The organism is Paenibacillus sp. GCM10028914 (assembly GCF_042666275.1).
Classification (GTDB): Bacteria; Bacillota; Bacilli; order Paenibacillales; family Paenibacillaceae; genus Paenibacillus_AQ.
Window position 1 is genome coordinate 309,537 of record NZ_JBHTFO010000012.1, and the last position, 13,495, is coordinate 323,031.

Here is a 13,495-nt window from a genome sequence, read left to right on the forward strand (position 1 = left end):
ACCTGCAATTCACTTAAATAGGATATCCATAGTTTTTCATACTGAAAAGACCTTAACCGGAACAATCGCGCCGGTTTCCTCTTGTTTCTGAAATATACCCAAAAACCGCTTCTCACTATCATACAATCGAATACAATCCGAATGATCCACTGGAGGATTGATAGCTCGCGCTGACAGCCGTTGCCCCTGTAAGGCGGCACTTCTCTTCTCATCAATTACCGTATGAGCAGACAGGTGCACAATAGCTTCATCCACTGGTATCAGCCTGGAACCTAGTGTTCCATCAGCCATAAATTGCTCTATTTGTTCAAGTGTCAGACATTTTGAGGATGAAATCCCTGCTGATAAGGTTCTTTCCAATTTCGCCATCGTGGATGGAAGTCCAAGCTTTCTTCCGATATCTACACATAGCGTACGGATATATGTTCCTTTCGAACACAAAACACGAAAAGAAATATCGGTATAAGCTCCATGCTCCTCAAAACCTGTCATCTCAATTTCACGTATGTTCACCAAGCGACTTTTACGTTCAACAGTCTTCCCCTCGCGGGCAAGCTCATACAGTCTTTTTCCATCTACCTTAACAGCTGAATACATCGGCGGCACCTGTGAAATTTCTCCCAAAAAGGAACGGAGCGTTTCCTCAGCTTCCACCTTCGTAACCTTCACTTCATCAACCGATTCAATAACAGTTCCAGTTAAATCCTCAGTATCCGTAGAAAGTCCAAGCCGAAGCACGGCCCGGTATTCTTTAGGTAGCTCCTGCATGTATTCAACCACACGGGTCGCACGACCGAGGCAAAGCGGCAATACACCCGTCACTTCGGGATCAAGTGTACCAGCATGACCAATTCTTTTCATTTTGACAAGACGGCGCACTTTAGCGACAACATCATGCGAAGTCCACCCGGCTGGTTTGTTGACCGCCAAAATACCTTCAAGTTCTGTCATAATGCTTGTTTCACCCGCTCTACTACTTGGATAATAATATCTTCCAGATCCCCTTCGATTCGGCAACCTGCTGCACGAACATGGCCGCCTCCACCGAAGGATTGGGCCAATGCTGCGACGTCTACTTTTCCAGCAGAACGTAAGCTCACTTTAACAGCACCGGTGTTTACCTGCTTGAACAATATTCCAACCTCTACGCCCTGGATATTACGCGGATAGTTAACAATTCCTTCCAGATCTTCGTTAATTGCTCCAGTATCCAGCATATGTTGAGGTGTAACATGCACCCATGCAATTTTTCCATCTGGTGATATAGTCAGTGTATTTAGAGCCTTTACGAGCACATTTAACTGAGGAAGTGTCATCTCCTCGAGCAATGACTCGGCAATTTCAGGACCATTCACGCCGTAAGATAGCAGCTTTGACGCGATACTCATCACTTTTGGAGTTGTATTCGAATATCGGAAGCCGCCTGTATCGGTTAATAATCCAGTATAAATCGCTGTGGCAACCTCAACATCCCACTCCACATCGAACAAACTTAGCAGGTCAAAAAGAATCTCGGCAGTAGCCGCAGCGTCAGGAAGGACTACGTTGAGCGCTCCATACCGGTTATTCGTTGGATGATGATCAATATTCACAATCATTGCATCTTCTGTGAATAGTTCCTTGGTTCGGCCCACACGTTCAAAGTCGGCACAATCCACACAGATTACCCTACTGAATGAGCGCTGAGGTAACTGCTCTGACATATTGATAAGTTCATCAGCATGCCATAAGGAATTCATTCGCTTAGGAATAACTCCTTCATTTATCATTGTGAATTTCTTGCCCAAACGTGAGAGAAGCCAGCCCACCGCTAGGGTGGAACTGACTGCATCTCCATCGGGCTGAACGTGCGACACGATCAAGTAATCGTCATGCTCCAGCAGAAATTTTTTGGCCTGCTGCAGCTCTTGTTCATAGGTCTGCATTCGCCCTCTCCTTTATAAAACGAACTTCTAATCCTGTTCTCCGATTTCACCAAGCAGCTTCTCAATTCGGCTGCCATAGGCAATCGACTCATCGAACTTGAAGATTAGTTCCGGCACATGCCGGAGGCGGATTCTTTTACCAAGCTCTGAGCGGAGAAAGCCGCTGGCTTTCTCAAGACCTTTCAACGTCGCCGCTTTCTGGTCGTCATCTCCAAGAACACTAAGGTAAACCTTAGCCTGTGATAAGTCGTTCGTCACATCTACTCCTGTCACGGTAATAAAGCCGATTCGAGGATCCTTGAGTTCAGTCTGAATGAGCTGACTGAGTTCTTTCTTGATTTGTTCGCTGACGCGTCCAGTTCGAATTTTAGCCATGTCTGATCACCTCTTCTATTAGCGCTCTACCGTTTCCATGATAAAGGCTTCGATGACGTCTCCTTCTTTGACGTCACTATAGCTTTCCAAGGTAATACCACATTCATAACCCTGTGCCACTTCTTTAGCATCATCTTTGAAACGTTTGAGGGAATCAATCTTACCTTCATGAATAACGATGCCATCACGAATCAGACGCATTTCAGCATTACGCGCGATTTTACCGGAAGTAACCATACAACCAGCAATTGTACCCACCTTGCTAACTTTAAAGGTGTTACGTACTTCTGCATGACCAATGACATTTTCCTTGTAAATCGGATCCAGCATACCTTTCATAGCTTGCTCGATCTCTTCAATTACGTTATAAATAACCCGGTGCAAACGAACATCCACTTTTTCTTGCTCAGCCGTTTGTTTAGCTTGAGTATCAGGGCGAACGTTAAAGCCGATCACAATCGCATTGGAAGCAGCAGCCAAAATTACATCAGACTCTGTAATAGCACCTGCACCGCTGTGGATGATTTTCACGCGAACGCCTTCCACTTCGATCTTATTCAAGGAGCCTTTCAAAGCTTCTACCGAACCTTGAACGTCACCTTTAATAATCACGTTAAGATCTTTGATTTCTCCATCTTTGATATGTTGGAACAAATCATCAAGCGTAACACGTGTATTGGTGTTAAGTTCGGACTGACGATGCGTGATAGAACGTTTGTCGGCAATGGAACGAGCTTTACGCTCATCTTCAAATACCATAAACGGATCTCCCGCTCCTGGAACTTCAGTCAAACCGGTAATTTCTACAGGCGTTGAAGGTCCAGCTTCTTTCAGACGACGGCCCTTATCATTCACCATAGCCCGGATACGACCGAAGCAGTTACCTGCAACGAATGCGTCGCCGACTTTAAGGGTACCATGTTGAACCAGAATACGTGCCACCGGTCCTCTTCCTTTATCAAGCTCTGCTTCAATAACGGTACCACGCGCCCGCTTATTCGGGTTCGCTTTATATTCGTTAACTTCAGCTACGAGCAGGATCATTTCGAGAAGATCCTCAAGACCCATGCGCTGTTTCGCGGAAACGTTAACGAAGATTGTATCTCCGCCCCACTCTTCCGGAACCAGTTCATATTCTGTTAATTCTTGTTTTACTTTATCCGGGTTTGCATCCGGCTTATCAATTTTGTTAACTGCAACGATGATAGGCAGTCCTGCAGCCTTCGCATGGCTAATTGCTTCAACCGTCTGAGGCATAACACCGTCATCAGCTGCAACTACGATAATAGTCATATCTGTAACCTGAGCACCACGAGCACGCATCGCTGTAAAAGCTTCGTGACCTGGTGTATCCAGGAAAGTGATTTTCTTGCTGTTGATTTCCACTTGGTAAGCACCGATATGTTGGGTGATACCACCAGCTTCACCGCTGGATACGTTCGCTGAGCGAATTGCATCCAAAAGTGTTGTTTTACCATGGTCAACGTGACCCATGATCGTTACAACTGGAGGACGCTCAAGCAGATCCGCAGGATCATCGACCTCTTCAACCGTTTCGAAGCGATCTTCCTCAACCGGAATCTTCACTTCTACTTCAACACCGAATTCACCAGCCAGAAGCAGGATAGTATCAATATCGAGCTCCTGGTTAATAGTGGCCATCACGCCGAGGAAAATCAGCTTCTTAATGACCTCGGAAGCGTCCTTATGAAGCAGCTTCGCCGTTTCACCGACGGTCATGTTGCCACGGACGATAATTTTCTTCGGCGTGTTGTCGATTTTCTCACGAGGCGGCTGCTGACTCTGATTCCGTCCGCGATTGTTCTTCCCACCACGATTGTTGCGGAATCCACCTTGACGGTTATCATCAAAGCGTTTAGAGCCGGAACGGTTATTATTGTTGTTGTTATTATTGTTGTTGTTGTTGTTTCTGTTTCCACCACGGTTTCCAGCACTGTTGTTATTGCTGCCCGTGTTACCAGTGGAACGGTTAGAATCGGAACGTCCACCCTGTGATCCACCTTGAGTGGAACGGTTCCCTTGACTTGAACCTTGGGAGCGTGCCCCACCTTGTTGAGGACGGGAACCGCCTTGTTGTCCTGCACCTTGTGAAGGACGAGATCCACCTTGCTGACTAGAGCCCTGCTGAGGATTTCTACTCCGGTTATTTTGCTGGCTTCCTTGGGAAGTTCCAGTATTCGTTCTCCGGGAATCCTGACTGCCTTGAGGGCGCTGTTGAGTGCCTGTTACATTTGAGTTGGTTTGATTTCTATTGTTCATACCTACCTGCTTTTCCTGTTGTTTTTTAGGCTGTACTTGTTGTTGCTGGTCTTGACCAGTAACATTTTGACTTTGATTACGGCTGCCGTTTTGCCCAGAACGACCGCCTTCGCTGCTTTGTGTTGGAGCGTTTGATTGAGTGTTTGCAGCGGGAGCTGTACTGCTTGTACTTACTCCGGAGACTGCCGGTTTGCGGCTTTCATTACGAGCGGTATCCGAACCATCACGTTTAGCAGCAGCATTCGACTTAATGTCCTTAAAAAACTGCTCAACTTTGGATACCGTATCGTTCTCCATCACACTCATATGATTATTAACCGGAACATTTAGACGCTTGAGTATCGTAATAATTTCTTTACTACTCATATTCAATGATTTAGCGTACTCGTATACTCGAAGTTTATTGTCTTTATTTTCCTGTTTACTCAATATACTCCACCTCCGACATTATCTCCACTTGCTTGGAGATCATTTCTGCGAATCCTTGATCCGTAACTGCCAGCACAACACGTTCAGGTTTACCTACACTTGTGCCCAGACTTTCCCGGTCAAATCCGATTACCAGAGGGATTTTGTAAGTCCCGCACTTATCGCGGAACTTTTTTTTTGTATTATCTGAGGCGTCACCCGCCAGAATCACCATTTTCGCTTCAGAAGACCGGATTACTTTGAGCACGATCTCATCGCCGGTAACCAATTTACCTGCACGCATGGCAAGGCCTAAATGAGAAAGCGCCCTATTCTTCATCGGCACTCTCCTTAGCCGCTAGAAATTCATCTTCTACCTTTATGAAATCCTGAGCCAGCTGTTCATAAATTTCAGGTTGAACATGATGCTTTAAAGCACGATCAAGCGCTTTGTTTTTGTGGGCCAATTTAAAGCAAGATAGCTTACCGCACAAATAAGCGCCTCTACCTGACTTCTTGCCAGTCAGATCAATAAGCACTGTATCTTCGGGTGTCTTCACGACGCGGATAAGCTGCTTCTTCGACATCATTTCCTGACAAGCCACACATTTACGAAGCGGTATCTTTCTCTGTTTCAAAGCTAGCACCCCCGTCTGTTCACATTAATCGACGGAGACGGAATCCTGATGCATTTCACCCGATAGGGTTTTTGGTCTGCCGTATTCCTGTTCCGCCTGACTCTCGCTCTTGATATCGATTTTCCAACCTGTCAATTTTGCCGCAAGACGAGCATTTTGCCCTTTGATCCCGATGGCAAGTGACAGTTGATAATCAGGAACAATGACGCGAGCCATCTTTTCGTCCTCAAATACCTGCACTTCCAACACTTTTGAAGGACTCAAAGCATTTGCAACATACTCCTCGACCTGTTCCGAATAGCGCACGATATCGATTTTCTCGCCGCGAAGCTCGTTAACAATAGTCTGCACGCGCATACCTTTCGGTCCAACACAAGAGCCGACAGGATCAACTTCCTCGTTACGGGAGTACACAGCGATTTTGGACCGAAATCCAGCTTCACGGGCTACAGAACGAATCTCAACCACGCCGTCAAAAATCTCAGGCACCTCAAGTTCAAACAGACGCTTCAAGAGACCAGGATGTGTACGAGACAACATAATTTGCGGTCCTTTAGTCGTGTTCTCAACTTTCGTAATATAAGCCTTAATCCGGTCGCCATGCTTAAACTTCTCATTAGGCATCAGCTCGGTGAGCGGCAGAACCGCTTCAATCTTACCCAGATCAATGTAAATATTACGCGGATCTTGGCGTTGCAAAGTACCGGTAACGATATCGTCTTCTTTATCGATGAAGGCGCTATAGATCAAACCGCGTTCCGCTTCACGAATACGTTGTGTAACAACCTGTTTAGCTGTTTGTGCAGCAATACGACCAAAATCCCTTGGTGTGACTTCAATCTCGGCAATATCATCGAGTTGAAAATGCGGGTTGATATCCCTTGCTGCAGTCAGAGAAATTTCAGTGCGAGAGTCCAGAACCTCTTCAACGATTAACTTCCGGGCATACACTTTAATAACACCGGTATTGCGGTTCATATCCACACGCACATTTTGTGCGGCGTTAAAGTTTCTTTTATAGCTGGAAATGAGTGCCGCCTCAATCGCTTCGAACAGCACATCCTTGCTAATGCCTTTGTCTCTTTCCAACTCATTCATTGCTTCAATAAAATCCATACTCATTGAAAATCGGTTCCCCCTTTCAAAACTTCCGTCTAAAAAATGATGGCCAATCTGGCACTGGCAACTCTTGCATATGGAATAACGTGCTGCTTCTTTTTGGTTTTGATAACAAGCTCCTCATTCTCAAAGGACACCAGCTTGCCTTCAAACTCCTTCATTCCATCCACAGCCTCGTAAACCGTAACGAAAACATCTTTTCCAACTGATTTGGCCACGTCTTCTTTCTTCTTCAACGGACGCTCTGCACCAGGTGAAGAAACTTCAAGAAAGTAAGCTGTCGGAATGGGATCATTCTCATCCAGCTTTTGGCTTAAGTATTCGCTGACTAAACCGCAATCATCAATATCGATGCCGCCTTCTTTGTCTACAAACACACGCAAAAACCAATTGCTGCCTTCTTTAACATATTCCACATCTACCAGTTCAAAGCCGTGCTCATTCAAATACGGCTGCACCATTTCTTCCACAGTCGTTTTAATCTTCGGTGTGCTCAAAGAACATAACCTCCAACACTTTCATTTCCTATATACCAAAGAGTAAAGAGTGGGTTGCCCCACTCTTTACACAACGGTTTTATCTCCATGATTACCATAAAAATTATAACATAGTCTGGCAGTAGTGACAAGTATGAGTCCTTGACTGTCGAGTTGTCAAGTGGCCTCTCTTCCCGCGTGTTTACGGTCATTATTTAAAATAATGACAGTTGATTACTCTCCGGCAAACCTCGGAAGCAGCCCATTTGTGTGAGCAATTCAATCGCTGTCTTACTCGCTTTTGATTTCTGCTGAAAGTCTTCTATAGAGAGGAATTCACCCTGCTCTTTAGCAGCAGCAATATTGCGTGCTGCATTATCACCGATACCTTGCAAAGCTGAGAACGGAGGAATCAGCGAATCGCCATCCACTGTAAACCGTAACGCATCAGAACGATACAAGTCGATACTTTTGAACGAGAATCCTCGAGCTGTCATTTCCAAGGCCATTTCAAGGATTGAGAGCATACCTTTCTCCTTCGTACTTGCCTGGAAACCTAACTGTTCGATTTCAACAATCCGCCGCTGGATCGCATCATAACCTTGACAACATAAATCGATATCAAAATCCTCAGCACGGACGGAGAAGTAAGTGGCATAGTATTCAATTGGATGATAGAGCTTAAAGTACGCGGTACGCACAGCTGAGATAACATATGCAGCAGCGTGTGCTTTCGGGAACATGTACTGGATTTTCAAGCAAGAATCGATGTACCACTGAGGTACTTTGCATCTCTTCATCTCGTCAATCCATTCCTGAGACAGCCCCTTACCTTTACGTACACTCTCGGTAATCTTAAACGCGAGTCCCGCATCCATGCCGGCTTTGTAGATCAGAAAGAGCATAATATCATCACGACAACCGATAACGGTTTTGATGTTACATGTGCCATTCTTAATCAACTCCTGAGCATTGCCTAGCCATACACCCGTTCCATGCGAGAGACCCGATATTTGCAGAAGGTCAGCAAAACTGGATGGTTTTGATTCGATCAACATCTGCCTTACGAATTTTGTTCCCATCTCCGGAACACCGTAGGTAGCTACAGGAGACCGGATTTGTTCAGGTGTAACACCCAGTGCTTCCGTAGAGTTGAACATACTCATGACCTTCGGATCATTCATAGGGATTGTTGTAGGATCTACCCCCGTCAAATCCTGAAGCATACGCATCATCGTTGGATCATCATGACCCAGAATATCAAGCTTGAGCAAGTTCGCATCAAAGGCGTGATAATCAAAGTGAGTTGTCTTCCACTCGGCTTTCACATCATCAGCTGGGAACTGTACCGGAGTTATATCTTCAACTTCAATATAATCCGGAACGACCACGATTCCGCCTGGATGCTGACCGGTACTCCGTTTAACGCCCGTACATCCCGACGCTAGCCGGCTTAACTCCGCACCGCGCCAACGCTTCTGGTGGTCTTCTTCATATTTTTTGGCATAACCGAATGCCGTTTTCTCGGCTACCGTACCAATGGTACCTGCGCGGAAAACGTTCTTTGGTCCGAACATGACCTTTGTATAGTTATGCGCTTCTGGCTGATATTCACCCGAGAAGTTCAAGTCAATATCCGGAACTTTATCCCCTTTAAAGCCAAGGAAAGTCTCAAACGGGATGTCCTGGCCTTCGCCTTTCAGAGCACCGCCACATTTTGGGCAAGTTTTGTCAGGAAGGTCAAACCCACTCGGTACACTACCATCGAGGAACCATTCACTATGTTTGCATGACGGATTTTTACAAATGTAGTGAGCTGGCAGTGGATTAACCTCGGAAATACCGAGGAAAGTAGCAACCACAGATGAACCTACCGAACCCCGTGAACCTACAAGATAACCATCTTTATTCGATTTCTTAACCAGCTTTTCGGAGATCAGATAGTTCGCTGAGAAACCGTACTTAATGATTGGTTCCAATTCCTTCTCCAGTCGAGCAACAACGACCTCTGGCAAATCTTCACCATATATCGATTTTGCTGTTTCGTAACATGTGTTCCGAATTTCCTCGTCAGCCCCATCAATAATTGGGGTAAACAACTTGGATGGAAACAGCTCCAATTCCTCAAACCGATCAGCCAAATCATTCGTATTCTTAACGACGATTTCATAAGCTTTTTCCTCACCTAAATATTTGAATTCCTCCAGCATTTCTTCCGTTGTACGGAAATGAGCATCTGGCTTGCGAATATCTTTCAGAGGACTGAAGCCTGTAATACCATGAATAGTAATATCACGGAACAGCTTATGACCCGGTTCAAGATAGTGAACATTTCCTGTTGCAATAACAGGCTTGTTCAGCTTTTCCCCGATCCGAATTACTTTACGAATAGCGTTCTTTAAGTCATCTGGACTTGCAACAAACCCTTTGTCTACAAGGTGCATATACATCGTAAGCGGCTGTACTTCCAACACATCATAGAATTGAGCGATCTCTTCCGCTTCTTCCTCTGTCTTGTTCAGGACTGTTTCGAAGAATTCCCCCTTCTCACAGCCTGACAGAACGATCAACCCGTCGCGCAACTCTACAAGTTTAGACTTCGGAATGCAAGGCACTCTTTTAAAATAATCGGTATGAGACATCGATATGAGCTTGTATAAATTCTTCTTGCCAACCGGATTCAGTGCATAAATTCCACAATGAAAAGGTCTTGTGTTGGATAAATCGTTACCGACATAGTCGTTAAGTCGATCCAACATCTTAATTCCCTTCATTTTATCCACGTCAGCTAACAGCCCGTTCAAAATGCCAGCAAGTGCAACTGTATCATCAATGGCCCGGTGATGGCTTTCTAGCAATACCTTGTACTTATCAGCCAATGTATTCAACCGGTGATTCCTCATCCCTGGATGAAGCAGACGTGCCAACTCAAGCGTATCTAGATATGGATTTTCAAGCGTTGGCATCCCAGCGTTCTTTAGGGAAGCTTGAATGAACCCCATATCGAATCTGGCATTATGCGCAACAATGACCGCATCACCAACAAACTCTACAAAATCTTTGAGTACCGGTTCAAGATCAGGAGCGTCTTTAACCATCTCATCTGTAATATTCGTCAATTGCTGAATATGATACGGAATTTTTTCATGCGGGTTGACAAACGTAGCATATCGATCAATTTCCTTACCCTCATGCATTTTAACTGCCGCAATCTCAGTAATTTTGTTCATCGTGATCGATAGACCCGTGGTCTCAATATCAAATACAACATATGTCGCACTCTTCAAATCAATGGGCTTCGCTTGTTCCACCACATTGACCGCGTCATTAACAACATTGGCCTCTACACCATACATCATCTTGATGCCATTCTTCTTGGAGTGTTTATCCGCATCGGGATAACACTGAATTCCACCGTGATCACTAACTGCAATCGCCTTGTGACCCCATGAAGCGGCAGTTTTAATATATTTATCGATAGGAGTAACAGCATCCATCGTACTCATCGTTGTATGGAGGTGAAACTCTACTCGCTTCACTGGTGCATTATCTTTACGTGCTGGCGGAGCCTTCACTTCAGTCAAATCTGATGGAATCATGACAAGTTCAGGGGTTTGCATAAACCGGTCAAACTCCACTCGGCCACGTGCCTTCACCCATTTTCCATTATCCAGCAAACTCAGAACCTTTAGATCCTCTTTTGTTTTAGCAAACATCTTCATCTGAAGTGAATCTGTGAAATCTGTAAGGTTGAATGTAAAGAGCGTCATTCCGTTTCGAAGCTCCTTACGATCAAGACCGAAAATCGTTCCTTGAATAACAATCTTCTTCTCTTCATCTTGGATTTCTTGAATCGGAACAGGCTGATCCTTAATTTCATTCCCTACCTGTAGCTTGATGTCGCCCTCTTCCTCATCCACTTCATCCTCAGCTTCGAGACTCGTCATCATCGCCTGAATTACTTCACGTTCTTCCTCACGTTTCTTCTGTTCAAATTCCTCATATGCTGCTTGTCCATTATCGCCAACACTCATCTTCACCCGAAGATTGAGCGCAAAATACTGACTGAAAAACCGGGTAATTGCACCATCAATTTGTTTCTTACGCGCAAGCTCCAGTGACATTCCATCAGCCATCGTAAGCTGTAATTGACCGTCTTCCACTTCCTGTTTGGCTCTTGCCATCCATCCATTTACCGATGGAATCTCCCGATGAACCCACTCTAGAAAAAGACTCCAATACTCCTGTACGATATCCGCTTCACGAACTGCTCCTTGATATTTGAATACGAACCTGATCTTTGCGATATGGTTCATCTTCTCTTGTATTCTCAAGCAAAAAGTTCGATAAATCTCTGACGGAACGAGGGTTTCTTTCTCAATGGTGATTAGCCATTCCTTGCTGCCACGGCTGATTTCTACTTGCTCAATTATGCCGTCCAAAAAATAGGGTTCTATCAAACCTGCCGGGACTTCTCCCTGTTTCATCAGCAGTTCAAACCTTTTTCTCTTCTCTTCCGCTGTGCCCATGGTTCCCTCCCCCTGCTTACGAAAAAAGTCAGACAAAGACAAACGGAAAGCTTCAGGAGCAGCACCCATTCGTCCTGTTGCCCACAGAGCGTCATGCCATCCAGAAGCTTTCCGGAATATTTGTTTCTTATATTCTCTAAGCAAACATTCTATAACTGATACTTTATCATATTAATAAGCTCTTGCGAATAGGACGGTATGTTTTGCCGTTTCTCCGCATACAAGACAAGTCTTCTTCTGTTCAGCCGGTTCGAACGGAATGTTCCGGCTTGTAGCACCTGTCTCCTGCTTCACGGTATCTTCACATGCTTCAGAACCACACCATCCAGCGAGTGTAAAGCCGCGTTTTTCTTCCATGCTTTCTTTCATTTCATCCAATGTATCCACAGAATAGAAATGATCTTCACGGAATTGTTTAGCACGGTTATACATCTCTTGGTGAACCTGATCAAGCATTGCCTTAACTTCTTCTACCAGATTCGCTTGCTCTACAACTTTCTTCTCGCCAGTGACCCGCGACACGAGTACACATACACCATTCTCCATATCACGTGGTCCAATTTCAAGACGGACAGGTACACCGCGCATTTCATACTCGTTAAATTTCCAGCCTGGGCGAACGCTTGTATTATCGTCCACTCGAACACGTACACCAGCTGATTTCAACTCTTTAAAGAGCTCATCTGTACGTCCCACAACAGCTTCCCAAGTCTTCGGCGGCCCGATTGGAACCATAATAACTTGTGTTGGAGCAACTTTTGGTGGCAATACCAGGCCACGATCATCCCCGTGTACCATAATCAAGGATCCGATCAGACGTGTACTAACACCCCATGAAGTTGTATGTGCGAACTCGAGTGTATTGTCACGGTTCAAGTATTCAATTTCAAAGGCTTTAGAGAAGTTAGTTCCCATATAGTGAGAAGTACCAGCCTGTACAGCTCGTCCATCTTTCATCATAGCCTCAATAGAGTAAGTATCTACTGCACCCGCAAATTTCTCGGAAGGAGTCTTCTGACCTTTAATGACTGGAATAGCCAAGTAATTTTCAACAAAGTCACAATAGATATCGAGCATCTGCATCGTTTCTTGACGTGCTTCTTCTTCTGTTTCATGAGCTGTATGGCCTTCTTGCCATAAAAACTCACTTGTCCGCAAAAATGGAAGTGTGCGTTTCTCCCAACGTACTACGTTAGCCCATTGGTTAATCAGCACAGGCAGATCACGATACGATTGAATCCATTTGGAGTACATATGTCCAATCATTGTCTCAGAAGTCGGACGAATCGCCAAGCGCTCTTCCAGCTTCTCACCAGCAGCTTCCGTTACCCAAGGCAGCTCTGGATTAAAACCTTCGACATGCTCTTTTTCTTTCTGGAAAAAGCTTTCTGGAATAAAGAGCGGGAAATAAGCATTACGATGACCCGTCTCTTTGAAACGACGATCCAACTCATCCTTAATATGCTCCCAAATTTCAAAGCCGTCTGGCTTAAATACGATACAACCCCGAACTGGTGAATAATCCATCAAGTCCGCTTTTTTGATGACATCGATATACCAACGCGAAAAGTCTTCTCCTTGCGGGGTAATTTCAGTCACGAATTGTTTATCCTTAGACATATGAATACTTGTCCTCCCAATGAAAAACGTCAATTATGCAGCTTATTAGCTGAGTTATAGATTATTACGTTAAAAATAACCAAAAAAATTTACGGCTTAGTGCGGCTGGCGCACCGAGCCGTAAA

General features: G+C 45.0%; 10 protein-coding genes. All 10 read right to left on the reverse strand.

Annotated elements, in window-relative coordinates; genetic code table 11:
- Window positions 1-36: 36 nt before the first annotated feature.
- Window positions 37-951: a tRNA pseudouridine(55) synthase TruB gene (gene truB, locus ACFQV5_RS11655; protein ID WP_379247015.1), complete on the reverse strand. Its 915-nt coding sequence runs from the start codon at window positions 949-951 to the stop codon at window positions 37-39.
- Window positions 948-1,925 carry a DHH family phosphoesterase gene (locus ACFQV5_RS11660; RefSeq protein ID WP_379246862.1) on the reverse strand — a complete coding sequence of 326 codons (978 nt, stop codon included), beginning with the start codon at window positions 1,923-1,925 and terminating at the stop codon, window positions 948-950. Before ACFQV5_RS11660 ends, truB begins: the two co-directional genes overlap by 4 nt.
- A gap of 27 nt (window positions 1,926-1,952) precedes the next feature.
- Complete coding sequence (gene rbfA, locus ACFQV5_RS11665; RefSeq protein WP_379246864.1) at window positions 1,953-2,300, reverse strand: 30S ribosome-binding factor RbfA; 348 nt, start codon at window positions 2,298-2,300, stop codon at window positions 1,953-1,955.
- Between the two features lie 18 nt (window positions 2,301-2,318).
- Complete coding sequence (gene infB, locus ACFQV5_RS11670) at window positions 2,319-5,009, reverse strand: translation initiation factor IF-2 (RefSeq protein ID WP_379246866.1); 2,691 nt, start codon at window positions 5,007-5,009, stop codon at window positions 2,319-2,321.
- Entirely contained in the window at window positions 5,002-5,328 is a 327-nt protein-coding gene (locus ACFQV5_RS11675) for a L7Ae/L30e/S12e/Gadd45 family ribosomal protein (RefSeq protein WP_379246868.1), read from the reverse strand. The genes infB and ACFQV5_RS11675 overlap by 8 nt, the downstream gene beginning before the upstream one ends.
- The gene (rnpM, locus tag ACFQV5_RS11680; RefSeq protein WP_379246870.1) at window positions 5,318-5,626 is read right to left on the reverse strand and encodes an RNase P modulator RnpM; all 309 of its coding nucleotides are present in this window, start codon (window positions 5,624-5,626) and stop codon (window positions 5,318-5,320) included. The genes ACFQV5_RS11675 and rnpM overlap by 11 nt, the downstream gene beginning before the upstream one ends.
- A 24-nt stretch (window positions 5,627-5,650) precedes the next feature.
- The gene (gene nusA, locus ACFQV5_RS11685; protein ID WP_379246872.1) at window positions 5,651-6,748 is read right to left on the reverse strand and encodes a transcription termination factor NusA; all 1,098 of its coding nucleotides are present in this window, start codon (window positions 6,746-6,748) and stop codon (window positions 5,651-5,653) included.
- A gap of 32 nt (window positions 6,749-6,780) precedes the next feature.
- Window positions 6,781-7,242 (reverse strand): ribosome maturation factor RimP, encoded by a 462-nt coding sequence (rimP, locus tag ACFQV5_RS11690; RefSeq protein WP_379246874.1) that lies wholly within the window; start codon window positions 7,240-7,242, stop codon window positions 6,781-6,783.
- Between the two features lie 194 nt (window positions 7,243-7,436).
- Window positions 7,437-11,750, reverse strand: a complete 4,314-nt coding sequence (locus ACFQV5_RS11695; protein WP_379247017.1) for a PolC-type DNA polymerase III — start codon at window positions 11,748-11,750, stop codon at window positions 7,437-7,439.
- Between the two features lie 171 nt (window positions 11,751-11,921).
- Window positions 11,922-13,370, reverse strand: coding sequence for a proline--tRNA ligase (proS, locus tag ACFQV5_RS11700; RefSeq protein ID WP_379246876.1), 1,449 nt, complete (start codon window positions 13,368-13,370; stop codon window positions 11,922-11,924).
- Window positions 13,371-13,495: the final 125 nt, after the last annotated feature.